Consider the following 17,169-nt stretch of genomic DNA (forward strand, 5'->3'; position numbering starts at 1 on the left):
CACTTTAAAATTACGGTATTATTTTCGTTTGTCGATAACTAGGATTGGTTTTCGGCTTAATTTAGGAAAACGTAAGGCGTCAATCTCTTTTCTATCGCACCATTCCAATTTTGGAGTTACCCTTAGTTTGGCTCTGAAATGGTCCTTAATTTGACCTAAGAGTTGTTCAGATGGTGCATGTGAAGCTATTTTAATTAAAATTTCATCAGTGCCAATGGCATTGTGACTGATTTCAATAACAAAACTCTCCAACTCATTAAAATTATTCAGCACATTTTGCATGGCTGGCGGATATAGTGTGGTGCCTTTATACTTAATCATCTGCTTTTTTCGACCTGCAATTGGTCCGAGTCTTAGCGTATTACGGCCACACTTACATGGGTCATGGTGGGCTGTCATCATATCGCCAGTTTTGAAACGCAAAAGCGGCATCGCTTCAACGCCCAAAGTGGTAATGGTTAATTCACCTGTTTCACCTTCTTTTACAGGATTGTTATGCTCATCCAAAAGTTCGGCAATAATGAGTTCAGGGTGTAAATGGCCACCTTGTTGTGAGCTACATTCCGTAAAGGCCGTACTCATTTCAGTAGAGGCATAGGTAGAAAACAACTCGATGTTCCAATGGGCGGTAATTTTTTTACCCAAGGTATTTAAAGTGAAATCTTCATTCCGGATGGCTTCTCCTATACAAATGGCGCCTTTAATTCCTGATATATTTAAATCGATATCGTGTTGCTGTGCATATTCAATCATTTTCAATAAAAACGATGGGACGACGATGAGGTACGTGGGTTGAAATTTTATGATAGAATCCCATTGCAATTCAGGAATTCCAGCGCCTACTCTTATAATTCCGGCACCCAATTTACGGACGCCTAAAAAGTAAGCCAAACCCGCCATAAAACGACGGTCCATCGTCGTCATTAACTGTAACGTATCGTCTGAATTTACACCCGCACAAGCGAATGAAATGGCCTCATTATAGGCCAAACGCTCTAAATCGGCGTCAGTCAAAACGTAGGTTACCGGATCACCTAAAGTACCTGAAGTGGTGACATAGTCAATGATTTTAGATTTTGGAACGCAGATAAAATCGTCATTAAATTGTTGTAAATCATCTTTTGTGGTGACGGGAATCTTTGTTAAATCCTCAAGGGTCTGAATCTCGGAAATGGAGAGTTGATGTGTTTCAAAATGCCGCTTGTAAAAAGGGGAATTTTTGGACAGATACTCCAACGTCAGCTGCAATTGAGTTTCCTGAAAGGCTTTTATTTCAGCGGCAGATTTGGTTTCTATTTCAGGAATCATTTGAGTTTTCGTTTTGATTTTTTAATATATTTTGACACCTGCTCTGCGTCCGGAAGTGTAGTGATTTCCTTAGTGGATGCGTTTTCAAAATTTTTCAGTGCGATTGTAAAATTTTTATGCTGATAATGATAACGTCCTGCAAGATAATAGGCTTTCCAATAATTTGGATTTAATTCTGACAACTTTTGAAGTTCGGTGTCATCGAGTGTTTCTTTTTCCTTCAAGCTATGTTCTACCTTTCGTTCTAAAATGCGATACATTTCGTAATTTTTATAGGCTTCGGTTTCCAAAAACGGGTCTTTAGGAATATTGAATGCAGCATTGGACACCGTTACTGTGGAAGGATTACCGTCTCTATTTTCAAAAACAGTATTCAAATCATACGCTACAAACTCACCCAATTGATACGGATTTGCAGATACCCACACTTTAAGTTCTTCGGGTTTAAACACGATACCGTGGTGAGCCAACAGTTGATTTAACGCTTTTTCATTACCGAATCCGATAGCTTTATCATCTAATCCATCTTTATTTCGTAGTACTGAAACGGCTTTTTTAGGCGTCATTTTATCCTTTTCCTCCAATAATTGTTGCATTCTATCGTAGCGGTATTGTGAATGGCTATTTTGGATGGTTTTTTTATTGCGACGGTCTTTTTTATAGGCATCACTTTGAAAATGATTGGAACATATTAATTCATCAGAATTTTCCACCTCGTACACCCCAAAGTTTTTAGGCGACACTTCAATCAACACTGCTTTTTGATCAATTGCGCTGCCCACCATAATGGCTTCAGATACGAACACCTCACGTTTTTTTGCAATGGCAATCGCTTCGTCAATGGTAGAAGCATATTGTAAAATTTCACGCGTCACAATAGAAATTGGTGTTTTTGCAACTAACGGAATTTTAGATTTTCCAGCATTTAAGGTTACGGTCAATCCTTTTTCATTCATCCCCGAAACCACCCCAATAAAGCCGCTCCAGGATATAGACATGAATTTATAACCGTGGTCAGGATTGATAAACGACACTACTTTGTCTTCAGCAAACTTATCACCGGCATAAAAATCGAAGTTTCTACCTATTAACAATTGACCGTCCTCGGTTTTTTCATCCCAAGCGGCAAATGAGGTGCAACCTACCAAGGCTAAATCTTGCAACGCATGGCCGATATCGTGGGCGCCGTGCAGGTATAAAGCTCTTAAATACGGGGTGGCAATGGCATCAAAATCGGCAGACATATATCTTGAAATGCCATAAATCTCCGCTTTAAATTCTTCCGGTACGTGCTGGTACATTTTGCGATTGTACCAAGAGAGAAACTTTTTTAAGAATTTCTGCTGGCCTTCAGAAGGCACCATACTTTCGATTTTATCTAAAAAAACACCTTCTTGCTTATAAATAATTTCTTCGGATAAACGCCCGGAAATGAGTCCGCGTTCCAGTGCATCGCCTTCCACATAAAGTTCCCAAAGGCCTTGGGTGTTTTTGGTCAGAAAACTGTTGCCAACAACATAAGTAGAATCATTGATTTTACTGCGCTCGGGAATAGAGGCGTTGTAGCTGCTCACATCGGGAAGATTGTTGAGCGATTTCCGAATGCCACAGGACGTGAAAAACAGCGTGACTAAGCCGCAGAAAAGAAATTGTATGAAAGGATGCCTAGGCATCTGAATATTTTTTCTTGTAATTTTTGTTCATGCGTTTAACCATCTGCTCTTCTTTATAATCTACCCAACCTTGACCGACGGTGCGGCGCATCACATTTTCAAAAGTTCGCATAAAGACGATGTTTTTGAAGAGTTTGGCCAAACGGCCTACTTTTCTTGGAAAAGCGCGAAGGGTAATTGAAAATCCGCCATCTAAATAGGTAATATAATGCCAATAACCGCTTGGCATATACAAGGCGTCACCGTGTTTCATGTCTACCGAAATGCCTTCTGCCAATTGCAGCGCCGGGTATTTTTCAAAATCCGGATTGTCCATATCAATCGTTTCCAGATTGTGGACGGTAAAAGGCACTTTATAGAGATGCTTGGCTTGGTCTGGCGCAAAAAGGGTGACTTGCTTATGACCGTGGAAATGAAAATGCACCAAATCGGCCAAATCCATATCATAATGAGCCAATACCTTAGAGCCTTTGCCTCCAAAAAACATCACTGGTAATTTCTTGAAGAACTTTAAACCAATGTCAGGATAACTGAAATCGTTCAACAACACCGGCATTTTCTGAAGCACGTTAAAGAAAAACATGCGCAAATCCGTAGGCTGCGTTTTTAGAATTTCGATATAATCCACCAACTTCATTTTTTTAGCGGGAACCACCGAGTTTTGTCGTCCTTTGGTAGGCTCATTATTGTACAACGGCACAATCTGATCTCCCGCCAAACTTTGAATATAATCCAAATTCCATTTTTCGTAAGCAGGCCATTCTTTAGTTAGATCTTCAATTAAGACAGGCTTTTGAGGCTTAAAATAGTGCTCAATAAAATCTTCTTTAGTGATGGATTTTACTCTGGTGATTGGTGTGGTTTTAATCGTTCCCATTTTTCGGTTTTAAAATAAGAAATTTATATAGCAAGGGCTGAATCGTAAACGTAATGAACATTGCTGACAGTATCCCAATAATAGATATACTCGCCAACGAATGCAAGGCCGGATGTTTCGCAAAAATTAAGACGCCAACGCCCAAAATTGTGGTCAAAACCGATAAAATGATGGAGGTTTTATGCGTGGTCATTGATGCGACTCCTGATCTCATGCCGTTGGTCATAAAAATACTGTAATCTACACCCAATCCAAAGATAAAGGTGGAAATGATGATGTTAAAAATATTGAATTCCAAATGGAACAGACCCATAATCCCGATAGTGACCACCCAAGTGATGATGATTGGAATGACGGTAACCAGTGTTAACCTCAGATTTTTATAGAACAGTAATAATAGTAGCACCACTGCGATTAAACAATAGCCTAAGAGCTTATTAAAATCGTTTTTGAGATGCCCCAACAGGGTTTCATTAATGGCTTGACGATCGATTACCAGGGTGTTTTTGGAATTTTTAAAGGCGTCTTTTACGTGTTGAATCGTGCTGTTTTCAACATTTATGACTGAGGAAATGGTCATAAAATCCCCATCTCGCGCGATAAAATCGTCGATGGGAATTACATTCATGGTTTTGTAGGCTTCGATGCTAAGCGGCTGAAAGTCATGATATAAAAGTTTATAAAACTCTTGAAAGGTTGTTGGTTTAAATCCGAAATTCGTACCGTTTGTAATCAACTCATCTTGGGTTTTTTGCTTGAGGTCAGCCGTCCAAAAGTGATTCCAAGTTGCAATATGATCCTGCTGGGTTTTATCAGATGCCACCAACACACCCACTGAATTGTAACTGATCAGCTTTTGCTGTTGCTCCAGTTCTTGAAGTATTTTAAAAACACCATCATTAGTTTCCAATACGTGTTGTTCATCGGTGCCAAACGCGACGACATACAAGGATTTTGAGGAGATGTTGATGAGTTTGTCCAATGCTGCTTCCGCAGATTTGATACGTTCCGGTTGAAAATTTAGGTTGGAAATATCTTTATTGAATGCCACGCGATGGAAGGTAAAGGCGCTTAATAGCAGTAGTGCTGCAATCCCGCCGATGACCAGTTTGTTTTTATGAAAGTCATACGCCGCCATGCGGTCTAAAATTGTTGACTTTGAATCCGCTTTAGAACTGCCCTTATAAGCTTGCGGAATAAAAATGAGTGCAAAAACCGAAGCGCCAATCACACTAATTGCGGCAAAAATTCCTAAATCCTGTAGGGCTTGCGAATCGACAAACAACAGACATAAAAACGCCAAAGCGGTGGTTAAACTGCTCATTAAAATTGGTTTTGAAACGCCGTCAAACAGTTCCTTGACGGTTTCATTGTTTCGAATATGGGTGAGGATGTGCAGCGAATAATCGAGCGTGACACCCAAAAGCACTGCTCCAATTCCCAATGAAATGGCAGAAATCTCTGTGCGAATGACGGATAATGTCGCAATCGCCAATAAACCACCAAAAATGGTAGGCACAAACAAAATGATTGGGATGGTCAGCTTCTTATAAAAAACGATAAAAACCGCCATGAGCAATACCATTGCAATTGAAACTGTCAGTTGAATGTCGCTTTTAATTTGTTTTGCGTTGGCCACCGCAATCAGCGTTCCGCCAAAATAGGAGCTTTTTACCTTGCCGGAATAGGCGTTATTTAATTCCTCTTGAAGTTGGTAAAGTTGCTCTGAAAAAACACTGTTTTCGTTAGTATTACTGCTCGGATATTTTGGGTTAATAAATAGCAAAATGTGCTGTTCATCCTTACTGACCAGAAAGCCATCTTTAAGTGTGAATTCGTCAGAGATTCCGAGTTGTTCCAAATGTTTGATGCCCATCAGAGAAATTCCCAGTGGATCTTTTATAATCGTTTTTTTGGCGACAATCCCAGAAGGTGAAATCAATGTTTTGTAATTACCCTCGGTGATTTTCGCAATAGAATCTGGATGTAATTTGTTTGCGAGTTGTTGATAATCGGCCTCCTTTAAAAAGAGCGGTGCGTTAGTGTAAACAAAATCTAAGGTTTCAAAAATGGTTTCGTCTTCTATGTTGCCTTGAACGTCTTTAACGTAGTCACTTGAACGCTTAGACAGTGAATCTAAAAACTCGGTCGCGTAATCGGTTAAATCTTCGGTAGAGCCATGGTCTTCCCGTTCAATATTGACGATGATTTTGTCTGCGAACTGAACAGTGTTCAATACTTTTTGGAGTTGTTCATTTTCCGAAGTAGTTGGAATTAACTTGGAGATGTCTTCATCAAATTTCAGTGTAGAAGCCATCCAAACAAGCGCTCCAAAAACAAGGCATAGCGTAATCACAAAGACAGCTTTATGACTTTGAATACTGTTGTAGAGTTTATAAAACCATTTAGCCATGGGTCAGTACGTTTTTGCGATCAATGATTAAGAAAAACAGATATCCTAACATGCCAAAGACGGCCGCAGAGGTTGTGGATAGGACAATGCTGCCCACAAGATAGGCTTCAAAATGTTGCATCAAATCAAAATTCTCTTGTATACCCTCCAATGTGAAGTGGGATTCAATGCCTAATACCCAATTCCCCACTTGTAAACTCAATAAAAGCACCAAGGGGATGAATGGGGGAAAACTAATATTTGAGAATGCAAATGCGATTACTTTATTAAGACGGAGTAAAATGGCCAAGAAAATAACAATGACCGTATGAAAGCCCCACAGTGGCGATAATCCTAAAAAGACGCCTAATGCAATTGATAATGCTTTCTTTTTAGGCGAATCCTGATGTCTTAAAAAATCTTCAAGGAAGAATCGTTTTAGTCCTTTTTTTTTTAGTTTTCTAAAAAGATTTCTGGGAGTAATGTAGAATAATCTTACAAGTAAAAACCAAGTGTACAGTACTACCATCCTAGCAATGTCCTTAAACGGTCTGAAGTGGGAAACACGCTCGTTTAGGTCGTATAAAATTTTGATAGGCACGTGAACGATGTCAATGCCTGCCCAATAAGATTTGACAATAGCCTCGATTTCAAATTCGAATTTTTTGGTCGCCTTCATGAATCGTATGGAGGCCATTTCTTTTATTGGATACAGTCGAAATCCGGACTGCGAATCCTGAAGTTTCAAGCCTGTAGCCGCTTTCATCCAAAAGGTTGACACGCGATTGCCTTTTGCACTTGTTGCCAAAACATCCGCATTATTCATGTTACGGTCGCCAATAATTAAGATCTTTTTATGGTCTGAAGTATCGAGTTCGGTAACAAAATTGGGAATATCTGAAGGAAAATGTTGGCCATCAGTATCCAAAGTGATGGCATATTCAAAACCCAATTGAACAGCATGATTGAACCCGGTTTTTAAGGCATTACCTTTTCCTGCATTTTTAGGTAAATGCAATTGGATTGTTTGCGGAAACTTTTGTAAAATGTCAGCAGTTCCATCCGTGGAGCCGTCGTTGACAATAATAACATCCTTGGTGTAATCTAAAACGCCAGTAATCACCCGTTCTAAAGTTTTCTCATTGTTATAGGTGGGTAAGACCACACAACAGCGATAAGAATTTAGTTTGGATGAAATGTCTGAAAGCGTCATTGAACAGGAGCGTAGTTAACGTTTCACAAAGGTAACATTACATTTCAAAACAGGCGTTCCGTCGTTAAAAGAAGTGTTATTTTTTATCTTCACATATTTTCCATCTTCCTGAATAACAATATTGAATTTCAAATTGGTATTGACATTGGGGTCAACCATGGTTAAAAACTTAACATTGGATGCGGATTCTAAAAATAAGGTCTGCTGCAGGTGATTTTCCGTGAGTTCTTTGATGATTTGAAGCATCGCAACGCCAGGAGTTACAGGGAAATTAGGGAAGTGGCCTTCAAAAACCGGATGCTCTTTTTGAATTGTCACCGTTGTTTCAAAAGACTGTGCTTCATTCAATTCAGATGAGACGATAGTGTAAAAATGTTGTAAAAGCATAGCGTTTTTAGACCGTCACGTCATTTTTTAATTTATAAAAGCATTCTCAGAGACTGCCGCATTTACTTTACGGTTAACGAAAGTAATCAACGTGTAATCCTCATTTGGTTCAATCAATTTTACTTCTTGTACCTCTGCATTCGACTTAGAAAATTTAAGTTCAAAAGAGGCCATAAACTTTTTCATACGTTTGTCTTTCGGAATGAATTTCACCAAATATCCTTCGCTAATTTCAAAATAAGCCAGATCAAACTGCGTCTCGTCAAACATGTCACCTTTAATACTGTTGACAATGAGTGTGTTTAAACTTTTAAAAATTTTATTGGTACTCAAATCGATCTTATCTTTTTTACCTTCATTGGTCACCAAGAGTTGATCATCTTTAAAGATAGCGCTATTTTTATAAGGTTTGACATATTCCCATTTCACCAAATTTGGTGCTTTAAATACCAATTTCCCTTCAGATGAAATGGCATTGTCCATCACACTTAAGTGTTTGGTTTGCGTAAAATCGCTTACAATGGTTTGGGTGTTTTTCGCTGTATTTTGAACCTTTGTTTTGAATTCTTTTTGTTCAGATGCTGACAATTTAGTTTGCGACATCCCACTCAGAGCAAACAAAAAGGTTAGAGCTAAAGTGAATATATACTGTTTAGTTTTCATTGAGAAGTTCATTTATAGTGACCGCTTGATAATCTTGTTTTTGAAGAACTTGCAATAAATGTTCCAAAACAGGCAAGACGTTGGATTGTTTGTCATGTAACAAAATAACCGCGCCTGGTTTGAGCTGTTTTGTAATGTGCTTAATGATGCGCTCAGGATTTTTTATGACCGTATCGAAGGACCGAATGCTCCAACCAATCACTTGATGTTCAGTAACTGCTAATGCTTGTGCTAGCTTGGGCGTGGTAACACCAAATGGCGGACGGAAGAGTGTCGTTTTCTTACTGGTTATTTTATGAATGGCATTCTCGGTTTGTTTGATTTCGTCGAGCCAATTTTCTGTCGAGTTAAAATCGATCATCAGTTCGTGTGAAAATGAATGATTGCCAATAGCGTGCCCTTGTGCAACGATGGCTTTGAAAATTTCTGGATACCTTTCAACATTTTCGCCGATGCAGAAAAAGGTTGCTTTGGCGTTATACTGTTTCAGAATATCCAACACTTTAAGAGTGAATTCCGGGTTTGGACCATCATCAAAAGTAATGGCGATTTTTTTTTGGGTAATCGTTGGATTTGAAGTGAACGCCTTCAAATAAAATCCCCAGCTCATATTAAAACTCCCTAAGGCCATTATCGTAAACCAAAGGATTAATAGCACTATATACCACCACAATGCAATCCCGACCGTTGTATCGAGAATGACCAAAAGTAAAAACAGACTTATGGTGACGAAGCTGGTGATTTTGAAGTTTTTCATCGTTTTAATAAGATAAAACTATGGTCGCGTCCTTTAAATTGGTTGTAAAGTAAAATGTAATTGATGTTAGATTTCGCCTCGCCTTTAAAAATTAAAGATTTTGGTAGGGCCTGACGATTTAGAATTTCATACGCGGTCCACAAGCTAAATGATGATGCTGTATAAAATTCCCCAATCAAATGTTTATAATGAAGTTCGGTAACGTTTTCAACTAAAGTAGAGACACTGTCGTAATAGGAATCAAAATTATCACCATTTCTACCGGCAATCAATACGTCAATATCAGAAGCTTGAACCAGATTTTTATTTAGAAAGTCGTTCAACTTCAGTTGTATTGTGTTTTCCGAAGCGGTACTGCATAGGTCCATATCTACTAATTGAATAGCATTTGATTTTGCTTCAGAAGATACTACAAAAAACGATGCGCCCTCTCCAAACGGCACCTGAATGCCATTAGAATTGGCATCTTCCATATGTCTCATATGTGTAATGATTTCGATGCCCAATTCATCAACGCCACCCACTAAAATGTGTTTGGCTTCTTCTTGTTGCAAAAGTAATTGTGCATCCATCAACGCCGATTCAAAAGAGACTGCGGCATGGACATAGGTATTATTATAAGCTTTACATTTCAGTCCCAGGGCAATTTGAGCACCAACCGTGTTGTGTGTAGATTGAATAAAGGAGGTCGGTGTTAAAAATTCTTCGTCATTACCAATTATGGTATTTAAGAATTTTTCAGTGTCCTCAATACAGCCCATACCAGTTCCGGTGATGATTGCATCGGGTTGTTCTAATTGTGCATTCTGGAGCGCCTTATTCGCAGCTGAAACACCCATTTTGACGCCGGTGGCCATACGTCGAGAGGCTGAAGGTGCTATATAGTCTTTATAATTGGGATACTGCGCAGGCACAGTATTTCCTGAGATAGGTTTCATATCTTCCAAAAACCCATCACCAGCAAAGGTGTTTTGAGCTGAAATACTTACGGCGCTATGGAGGTATACGTTTTTCATGCCTTTGAAAAAATAAGTGTGGAACAGTTGCCACCAAATCCAAAGGAATTGGACAAGATATGCTGAACCTCTTTTTTGACCATTGAAGTTACGGGTTGTAATCCGGTTTCAGGCATTGGCGTCTTAAAATTCAGATTTGGAAAAATAGTTTGTTCTTGTAAGGCAATGATTGAAAATACGGCCTCCACTACGCCAGCCGCGGCCAAGGTGTGCCCGGTAAATGATTTTGTAGAACTGAAAGCAGGCACATTATTTCCAAATACCCGCTGCAAGGCGACGCTTTCAGAAAGATCATTATTTGGAGTTGCAGTGCCGTGGGCGTTGATATAATTGATGTGTTCAGGGTTTAATTGCGCCAATTCTAAAGCTTTTTGCATCGCTAAAAATGCACCTTCGCCATTTTCAGAAGAGGCGGTTTGATGAAACGCATCGTTGGCATTGCCGTAGCCAGAGAGATAGGCCAATACGGTTTTTTGTTCTTTGGCAATCACTTCATCAGACTCTAACACCAAATATGCTGCGGCTTCACCAAGATTTAAACCTTTCCTGTCAGCGTCAAATGGCGCACAAAGTTCATCAGATTGAATCATTAATGTTTTAAAACCGTTGATGGTGAATTTTGATAACGCATCCGTGCCACCTACCACTACACGATCCAATTTTCCTGCTTTAATCAATCGCGCAGCCAACATAATGGCATTGGCGGCAGATGAACATGCCGTACTGATTGTGGTTACAAATTCGGTGATATGTAGCGTATCCGCTATTTTTTGAGTGGAATCTCCTGCGTGGTGACTTTGAATGTATTTTTGTGCCTCAGGGTCTGTTGCAAATTGTTTCAAATAAAGTTCCGTCATGTCCATTCCGCCTACAGTAGTGGCTGAGATGAACCCTGTGCGGTATTTTGAAACATCGTTTATATTGGCATCTTTAAGCGCCGCTTTTGCCGCGAAAAGTCCCAATAAGCCGGTACGTGTGTAATTGTGGTCTTCGGGAAGTTGTAATTGAGTGGTTAAATCCGCGTTTGAAAGCGACACTTCACCAACTTTAATGTTGCCCGAATGTTTGGTTTGAATATGCTTGAGCGTGGCAATGCCACTTTTTGAAGCCAATAGAGACGACTTGCTCTCTACAACGGAATGACCAATTGCAGAAATTATGCCCATTCCGGTAATTGCAACGCCCATAGTTTTGGTCTTATTTAGCTCTTTTCTCCGTAATATAATCGGCCAATACAGCCACAGATTTAAAAATCTCTTTTCCTTCTTTTGGATCTGTCAATTGAATACCGTAATCCTTATCTAACATCACAATTAACTCTAAAGCATCGATGGAATCTAATCCTAAACCATCCCCAAAAAGTGCATCATCATCAGCAATATCAGCAACTGTGAACTCTTCCAAATTCAATTGCTCTATGATCTTCTCTTTCAATTCTTGTCTTAATTCGTTCATGTTTTGTATAATCTCTTAATTTCGTTAGGGCTATGTGCAATAATACCATTTTCTTCTACCAAATATAAGAAAGCCTCATAATTTTTGTCATCAAAATCGACCCATCCACACAATACTTTTTCGGCTTTTTTTCGCTTTAGAAGACTCTGTGTGTTAATCCATAAATGATCGGCATTAAAGGAGTCAAAGATAAAAAAACAATTTTCAGAATGAAGTTGGTGTTTGATGCTAATTTCGCCCATACAAATGTTGGGCAAGGTGTAGACGAAAACGGATGGACTTGGGAAAAAATTTTCAGGGTCAGCGATGGATGCTTGGTACGTCCTGTCCGTATCTAAACTGGACGCCCTGTTTGATAATATTATTGCGATGTTATGCTCAGTCTCTGCAGATAAATCAGCGTTTTTTAAAAGGACATCTGCAGCCAGAAATGCCAACTTACTCAAATGATCCATTTTGTAAAATTTGGGATAATTGGTCTTCACATGTTTTGCAGCGCTTTTTATAAATGCTGAGAATTCCTGATTTGGACTTGAATACAGAGGTTCCCCATCTAATAAAACACTGCTGTTTTTAATGTGGCAATAGGATGATATGTGAAAGGTTGGTTCCAAAAATTCTTAACTTTTTTTACAGACAAGCATCGTATGATATTCGCCTAATGCTAAATCTTCTTTAATCGTTAATCCAGCCTTTTCAATCAATGATTCAAATACAGTAGCAGGGTACATTTTGCTGTTGCCGTTGGCCATTACTGTAAAATATAGCGAGGTGGCTTCTAGGATGAATTTTGACATCGGGAATTCCTGACGGTCTGTAAAAGTTTCGATGATGATCAATTCTGTGTGTGCATCCATAGAAGCGACACAAGTGGATAGAATTGTCAAGATTTCATCTTCAGAAAAACAATCTAAAAATTGACTCATCCAAATGACATCCGCACCCGTTGGAATTTGAGGATTTGGTTTTAACCAGTCCATTTCCTGTCCGCTGATGCGGTTTCCAAAACCTGCATCATTAATATTTTTTAAAGCTTTATTCAATTGTCCAGGCAAATCAATAATTTTCACCTGGATATTTTCATCATAATTAAAACATTGCAAGGCAAACTTTCCGGTATTTCCACCAATATCGAACAGAAGTTTTGGTTGATTTTTAAACACGCGTTTTAAAGCCTCTTCAAAAATACCATCCGAATAAAAATGGTCAAACTCAAACCAAGATTGCTGTTCTTTTGGCGTTAATTGCGAAAGACCTTCATAAATCGTTTTCCATTCTCCCAACTCTTTTAAGCCTGATGGTTCTCCAGTTTTGATAGCCTCATCGAGATGAAACAAGCCTTTGTAACAAATGTCGTGCGTAAAGTTGAGGTTGACGTTGACATCTTTACTGTAATTTAAAAAATAGCCTGTTTTGGTAAGTTCATAGATGCCATTTTCGGATTTACTGACTACGCCCGCACTTTCTGAAAATTCTAATAATACACCAAGACCGTAGCGACTGATGGAAAGTTGCTCAGAAATAGCGTCAATAGTAACGCCTCCGTTATGGCGACTATCGAAAATCAGGTCAAAAACGCCCAGTTTTTTTAAGGTAACTGACGATTGGAATATAAAAGGGGCGAAGGCTATTTTTTGTGCTTCCAGCAAAGCATCGGCGGCTCTAAGTTCTTTTTTCGACATAAAGGGGTTATGTTAATGTTCTGAAGAGCGCCACAGTGTTGCAGCCCCCAAATCCAGATGCGGTTTTTAAAAATGTTCGTAATTCTTTTGATGCGGTTTCTTTGATGATGTTCAGTGGTTTGGTGACTCCCAAAGTTTCAAATCCCGCAGAGGCAATTAAAGTATTATGGTGTAAAGATTGCATACCAATGATCGTTTCCAATAACCCAGAAGCACCCAAAGTATGACCGAAATAGCCTTTTAAACTATTTAATGGCGCATGCTCTAATCCTAATCTGTTGAAGGCGATGGCTTCCATTTCATCATTAAATAACGTGGCTGTGCCGTGGGCTGAAATATAATCGATGGTGTGGGAATCGATGTTTGCTTCCGCTAACGCCGATTTTATACTTCGGTATAATCCTTCGCCAGTGCGCGACGGTCCAGAAATATGATTAGCATCGTTACAACTCGCTTCACCCAAAATTTCCACAGTGTCTTCAGAATGATTGTTTTTATTTGAAGTTACCAATACACTGGCCGCCACTTCGCCTAAATTAATACCAACGCGGTTGGCATCATAAGGTTTGCTGGGAGCGTCACTTAAGGCATGGAACGAGTTAAATCCAGAAATCACAAAATCAGAAACCAAGTCTCCGGCAACCACGAAAACTTGATCATAAATGCCTTCTTGAATGTAGCGTTTCGCAATCGCAATTGATAAAATGCCAGAAACACAAGCGTTGGAAATTACAATCGCTTCATTTTTAAAGCCGAAATAGTTTTGGATTATTTTTCCTAATTCGCTCAGATACGCACGTTCTTGTGGAAATTGGCTCTGAGTATTTAGCACGTCGATATTTCCTTTGGTGGTAGAAATAATAAGTCCGACACGATCAGAGAGGTCAATTCCTGAAGCTTTTATAGTTTTAGAAAGTGATAACAGCAGCATCTTTTCTAAACGGGTGAAATCCTTGTTAGGTTCTAAAATTTGAAATGCAGAATTCAAGGTTTCGGTTGGGATGACGGCTCCAAAAAATGGTTTGTAAAAACGGGATGCATCGTCAACTAATTGAATGGCGCGTTTGCCTTGTTTGAGATTTTCAAAAACGGTCGCGCTGTCAAACCCTAATGACGACGTAATATTATGGTATGACATATAGCACTTAGTCATGCAATAATCCGTGTTTTTCTTTCCAATTTTTATAAAATTCTGGCAGATTTAATGCCATATCATTCGCCTCAAAATTGGTAAACACCTGAGTGGTTTCGCCGGTGCACACTATCTTGCCTTTTTCGTTTGTAATTGAATAAGTGAACATCAATTTTGCCGCCCGCGTATTGACATAAGTCGTTTCAATGGTCGCTACTTCGCCATAACGTAACGGTAAGTGGTGTTCTAAGACTGTTTTCACAATAGGGGTTGCATATCCATACGTTTTTACATCCAGATACGTCAAGTCAAAAGCCCTACCAAAGGCTTCACGGCCTTCTTCAAAATACTTGACGTAGTGTCCATGCCAAACAATATTTAAAGAATCGACCTCACTAAACCGCACTCGGATTTGATGTGAAATTTTCAATGAAGGCACCTCTTGTTTTTCTGACTTTCTCATTTTTATTCTTTGAGCACGAGATTCATTTCGGCATTTGCAATTTCTATGTTAGCACTAAAGATAGAAAGTTTTACCGACGTCATATGCATCATATCGTAGACAATAGTGACTTCGGTTTTTAAAATCTCATTTATGGTGGGTAATGAATGGACGTGTAATTTTTTAATAGAGGCGATAAAACCTTCTTTTACAGGTTGATTATCTGATAAATTTTTAAATCCGGTGTATAAGGCAGCGGCTTGCGCCATATGTTCGATTAGTCCGGTTTCTGAAAACTCATCATTCGCTACGAATAGATTGTTCTTTAAAATTGTAAAACCTGCGGTCGCTTTTCCATCGCTAAAGTCTAAAAGTGAATCGACCATAATCATGGGTTCACGATGTGGAAGCAATTTTTTTATGTCCTCTAAATCGGTAATCGGAATTTTAGGTGTTTTCATTTTTATCGTTCCAAAAATCATAAAAATTGAACCATTGCAACGGATATTTCTTAACCATTTGTTCTACGTTTTCGGCGTATTTTTTCAAAAGGTCGTTCATATCGCCTTTCTTATAATCAATCCATTTGGCGTATAAATGATAATGTTTTTTCGGTTCTCGCATCACATACACAAAAAGGACAGGAACATTTAGTCGGCTAGCCAAATAAAAAGGGCCTATGGGGAATTTTGCTTTTTTTCCCAATAGAGTTTCCTCCAAACATTTGGTGTTATCCATATACCGATCTCCAGCAATGCATATAATTCTGTTGTTGGCTAATGCCGCATTAATTTCAAAAATATGCGATAAATCGTCCTTTACAACAATAAAATGTGTCTCTTTTTTAACATATTGCCCTAGATAGTCCTTGATTTCTTGATGGTCTTGATCTGTAATGACAATACTTATAGAATCCTTGGATAATCTTTCCTTGAAAAAATACTGCGCCAATTCAAAATTACCAATATGTGCACTGATAAGGATGCCGCCTTTGTTCATTGCAAGTACTTCAGCGATTTTAACTTCGCCGTCAAATTCGTAGGTATAATCGTTTCTGAGGCCTGCGGAGATCGCTATTTTGTCGATTAAAGTCTGCCCAAACGTATAATAGGTTTTATAAATGCTGATCATGGTTTTAAAACGTGAATAGTGCAATCGTTTTCTGAAATAGTAACGTAGACCACGCACATTTTTCCCTGAAAATAAGCAGAAATAAGGTACAGGAAGGTGCATTAATGCATAGGCGGCATTAATTCCGAAATTCTTTATAAAGAATATGAACACCTTAAAACCGAAAACTGTGCCTCTCGATTTTCCATCCCATTCTGCCATTATAATTGTGATGTTTAGGCTTGAAGTAAGCGCATTAATAAAGCGACAAATTTACGCGAATTTTTCGGTTCTAAAATTCGAGTATTGTTTAGTGAATACCACCAGTAATTCCGATAACTTCACCTGTAATGTAGGATGCATTTTTTGAAGCCAGAAAAGCGACCAAATGCGCCACTTCTTCAGGTTTTCCGAACCTGTTAGCAGGAATCATTTTTTTAAGAGATGCTTCATCTAATTCTTCCGTCATATCAGTTTTAATAAATCCGGGAGCCACCGCGTTTACGGTGACGTTACGTTTGGCAACTTCTTGGGATAATGATTTTGTTGCAGCAATGACAGCGCCTTTTGCAGCCGAATAATTTGTCTGACCAGAAACACCTTTTAATCCAGAAATCGACACCATATTAATGATACGACCATAACGGTTTAGCAACATTTTTTCGATAAGTAGATTGGTGACGTTGAAGAAACCATTTAAACTAGTGTTGATGACGTCATTCCATTCTTGAGGTTTCATCCACATAAATAGTCCGTCTTTAGTGATGCCGGCGTTATTTACCAACACTTCAATAATGGCGTCAGGTTGCTGTTCATGCCAGGTATTTAAGGCCGTTTGAACACTTTCGAAATTAGACACATCAAATTGGATGATTTGCCCAGAGCCTCCAGCGGCTTCCACCGACTTTAAGGTTTGAAGCGCAGCTTCTTTATTGGTGCTGTAATTGATGAGAATCTCATACTCTGAATCTTTGGCGAGTTGAATGCAAATCGCTTTGCCGATGCCTCGTGAGCCTCCGGTAATCAGAGCGAATTTTTTTGATGTAGACATAGATTAAGTTT

The 17,169-nt window shown here is 39.0% G+C and carries 18 protein-coding genes; all 18 read right to left on the minus strand.

Annotated features, from left to right (window positions below):
• Positions 1-18: 18 nt before the first annotated feature.
• Positions 19-1,308: an AMP-binding protein gene (locus Q0947_RS06610; protein WP_299393972.1), complete on the minus strand. Its 1,290-nt coding sequence runs from the start codon at positions 1,306-1,308 to the stop codon at positions 19-21.
• Positions 1,305-2,981: a C45 family autoproteolytic acyltransferase/hydolase gene (locus tag Q0947_RS06615; protein WP_299393977.1), complete on the minus strand. Its 1,677-nt coding sequence runs from the start codon at positions 2,979-2,981 to the stop codon at positions 1,305-1,307. Before Q0947_RS06615 ends, Q0947_RS06610 begins: the two co-directional genes overlap by 4 nt.
• Positions 2,974-3,858, minus strand: a complete 885-nt coding sequence (locus tag Q0947_RS06620) for a cupin-like domain-containing protein (protein ID WP_299393981.1) — start codon at positions 3,856-3,858, stop codon at positions 2,974-2,976. Before Q0947_RS06620 ends, Q0947_RS06615 begins: the two co-directional genes overlap by 8 nt.
• Complete coding sequence (locus Q0947_RS06625) at positions 3,845-6,271, minus strand: MMPL family transporter (protein WP_299393986.1); 2,427 nt, start codon at positions 6,269-6,271, stop codon at positions 3,845-3,847. Before Q0947_RS06625 ends, Q0947_RS06620 begins: the two co-directional genes overlap by 14 nt.
• On the minus strand, positions 6,264-7,463 hold the full coding sequence (locus Q0947_RS06630; protein WP_299393990.1) for a DUF2062 domain-containing protein: 1,200 nt from the start codon (positions 7,461-7,463) through the stop codon (positions 6,264-6,266). Before Q0947_RS06630 ends, Q0947_RS06625 begins: the two co-directional genes overlap by 8 nt.
• A gap of 15 nt (positions 7,464-7,478) precedes the next feature.
• Positions 7,479-7,850 (minus strand): 3-hydroxyacyl-ACP dehydratase, encoded by a 372-nt coding sequence (locus Q0947_RS06635; protein ID WP_299393994.1) that lies wholly within the window; start codon positions 7,848-7,850, stop codon positions 7,479-7,481.
• A 27-nt stretch (positions 7,851-7,877) separates the two neighbouring features.
• The gene (locus Q0947_RS06640) at positions 7,878-8,513 is read right to left on the minus strand and encodes an outer membrane lipoprotein carrier protein LolA (RefSeq protein WP_299393998.1); all 636 of its coding nucleotides are present in this window, start codon (positions 8,511-8,513) and stop codon (positions 7,878-7,880) included.
• Positions 8,503-9,270: a polysaccharide deacetylase family protein gene (locus Q0947_RS06645; RefSeq protein WP_299394002.1), complete on the minus strand. Its 768-nt coding sequence runs from the start codon at positions 9,268-9,270 to the stop codon at positions 8,503-8,505. Before Q0947_RS06645 ends, Q0947_RS06640 begins: the two co-directional genes overlap by 11 nt.
• On the minus strand, positions 9,267-10,286 hold the full coding sequence (locus Q0947_RS06650) for a beta-ketoacyl synthase chain length factor (protein WP_299394006.1): 1,020 nt from the start codon (positions 10,284-10,286) through the stop codon (positions 9,267-9,269). The genes Q0947_RS06645 and Q0947_RS06650 overlap by 4 nt, the downstream gene beginning before the upstream one ends.
• On the minus strand, positions 10,283-11,473 hold the full coding sequence (locus Q0947_RS06655) for a beta-ketoacyl-[acyl-carrier-protein] synthase family protein (protein ID WP_299394010.1): 1,191 nt from the start codon (positions 11,471-11,473) through the stop codon (positions 10,283-10,285). Before Q0947_RS06655 ends, Q0947_RS06650 begins: the two co-directional genes overlap by 4 nt.
• A gap of 10 nt (positions 11,474-11,483) precedes the next feature.
• Positions 11,484-11,741 carry a phosphopantetheine-binding protein gene (locus tag Q0947_RS06660; RefSeq protein ID WP_133756901.1) on the minus strand — a complete coding sequence of 86 codons (258 nt, stop codon included), beginning with the start codon at positions 11,739-11,741 and terminating at the stop codon, positions 11,484-11,486.
• Complete coding sequence (locus tag Q0947_RS06665) at positions 11,738-12,355, minus strand: 3-oxoacyl-ACP synthase (protein ID WP_299394016.1); 618 nt, start codon at positions 12,353-12,355, stop codon at positions 11,738-11,740. Before Q0947_RS06665 ends, Q0947_RS06660 begins: the two co-directional genes overlap by 4 nt.
• A gap of 6 nt (positions 12,356-12,361) precedes the next feature.
• The gene (locus Q0947_RS06670) at positions 12,362-13,423 is read right to left on the minus strand and encodes a methyltransferase (protein WP_299394021.1); all 1,062 of its coding nucleotides are present in this window, start codon (positions 13,421-13,423) and stop codon (positions 12,362-12,364) included.
• 7 nt (positions 13,424-13,430) lie between these two features.
• Positions 13,431-14,561, minus strand: coding sequence for a beta-ketoacyl synthase N-terminal-like domain-containing protein (locus Q0947_RS06675; RefSeq protein ID WP_366915493.1), 1,131 nt, complete (start codon positions 14,559-14,561; stop codon positions 13,431-13,433).
• Positions 14,562-14,568: 7 nt separating this feature from the next.
• Positions 14,569-15,018 carry an acyl-CoA thioesterase gene (locus tag Q0947_RS06680; RefSeq protein WP_299394031.1) on the minus strand — a complete coding sequence of 150 codons (450 nt, stop codon included), beginning with the start codon at positions 15,016-15,018 and terminating at the stop codon, positions 14,569-14,571.
• 2 nt (positions 15,019-15,020) lie between these two features.
• Positions 15,021-15,458 (minus strand): hypothetical protein, encoded by a 438-nt coding sequence (locus tag Q0947_RS06685; RefSeq protein ID WP_299394035.1) that lies wholly within the window; start codon positions 15,456-15,458, stop codon positions 15,021-15,023.
• Positions 15,445-16,329, minus strand: coding sequence for a lipid A biosynthesis acyltransferase (locus Q0947_RS06690; protein WP_299394040.1), 885 nt, complete (start codon positions 16,327-16,329; stop codon positions 15,445-15,447). The genes Q0947_RS06685 and Q0947_RS06690 overlap by 14 nt, the downstream gene beginning before the upstream one ends.
• 88 nt (positions 16,330-16,417) lie before the next feature.
• The gene (fabG, locus tag Q0947_RS06695; protein ID WP_299394045.1) at positions 16,418-17,158 is read right to left on the minus strand and encodes a 3-oxoacyl-ACP reductase FabG; all 741 of its coding nucleotides are present in this window, start codon (positions 17,156-17,158) and stop codon (positions 16,418-16,420) included.
• Positions 17,159-17,169: the final 11 nt, after the last annotated feature.

Origin of the sequence: uncultured Gelidibacter sp. (assembly GCF_947500795.1) — a bacterium.
Classification (GTDB): domain Bacteria; phylum Bacteroidota; class Bacteroidia; order Flavobacteriales; family Flavobacteriaceae; genus Gelidibacter.

What these genes read in the sequence shown, in the direction of transcription:
- Q0947_RS06610 (WP_299393972.1), bottom strand. Translation starts at nt 1,308, where the DNA reads ATGATTCCTGAAATAGAAACCAAATCTGCCGCTGAAATAAAAGCCTTT.
- Q0947_RS06615 (WP_299393977.1), bottom strand. Translation starts at nt 2,981, where the DNA reads ATGCCTAGGCATCCTTTCATACAATTTCTTTTCTGCGGCTTAGTCACG.
- Q0947_RS06620 (WP_299393981.1), bottom strand. Translation starts at nt 3,858, where the DNA reads ATGGGAACGATTAAAACCACACCAATCACCAGAGTAAAATCCATCACT.
- Q0947_RS06625 (WP_299393986.1), bottom strand. Translation starts at nt 6,271, where the DNA reads ATGGCTAAATGGTTTTATAAACTCTACAACAGTATTCAAAGTCATAAA.
- Q0947_RS06630 (WP_299393990.1), bottom strand. Translation starts at nt 7,463, where the DNA reads ATGACGCTTTCAGACATTTCATCCAAACTAAATTCTTATCGCTGTTGT.
- Q0947_RS06635 (WP_299393994.1), bottom strand. Translation starts at nt 7,850, where the DNA reads ATGCTTTTACAACATTTTTACACTATCGTCTCATCTGAATTGAATGAA.
- Q0947_RS06640 (WP_299393998.1), bottom strand. Translation starts at nt 8,513, where the DNA reads ATGAAAACTAAACAGTATATATTCACTTTAGCTCTAACCTTTTTGTTT.
- Q0947_RS06645 (WP_299394002.1), bottom strand. Translation starts at nt 9,270, where the DNA reads ATGAAAAACTTCAAAATCACCAGCTTCGTCACCATAAGTCTGTTTTTA.
- Q0947_RS06650 (WP_299394006.1), bottom strand. Translation starts at nt 10,286, where the DNA reads ATGAAAAACGTATACCTCCATAGCGCCGTAAGTATTTCAGCTCAAAAC.
- Q0947_RS06655 (WP_299394010.1), bottom strand. Translation starts at nt 11,473, where the DNA reads ATGGGCGTTGCAATTACCGGAATGGGCATAATTTCTGCAATTGGTCAT.
- Q0947_RS06660 (WP_133756901.1), bottom strand. Translation starts at nt 11,741, where the DNA reads ATGAACGAATTAAGACAAGAATTGAAAGAGAAGATCATAGAGCAATTG.
- Q0947_RS06670 (WP_299394021.1), bottom strand. Translation starts at nt 13,423, where the DNA reads ATGTCGAAAAAAGAACTTAGAGCCGCCGATGCTTTGCTGGAAGCACAA.
- Q0947_RS06675 (WP_366915493.1), bottom strand. Translation starts at nt 14,561, where the DNA reads ATGTCATACCATAATATTACGTCGTCATTAGGGTTTGACAGCGCGACC.
- Q0947_RS06680 (WP_299394031.1), bottom strand. Translation starts at nt 15,018, where the DNA reads ATGAGAAAGTCAGAAAAACAAGAGGTGCCTTCATTGAAAATTTCACAT.
- Q0947_RS06685 (WP_299394035.1), bottom strand. Translation starts at nt 15,458, where the DNA reads ATGAAAACACCTAAAATTCCGATTACCGATTTAGAGGACATAAAAAAA.
- Q0947_RS06690 (WP_299394040.1), bottom strand. Translation starts at nt 16,329, where the DNA reads ATGGCAGAATGGGATGGAAAATCGAGAGGCACAGTTTTCGGTTTTAAG.
- fabG (WP_299394045.1), bottom strand. Translation starts at nt 17,158, where the DNA reads ATGTCTACATCAAAAAAATTCGCTCTGATTACCGGAGGCTCACGAGGC.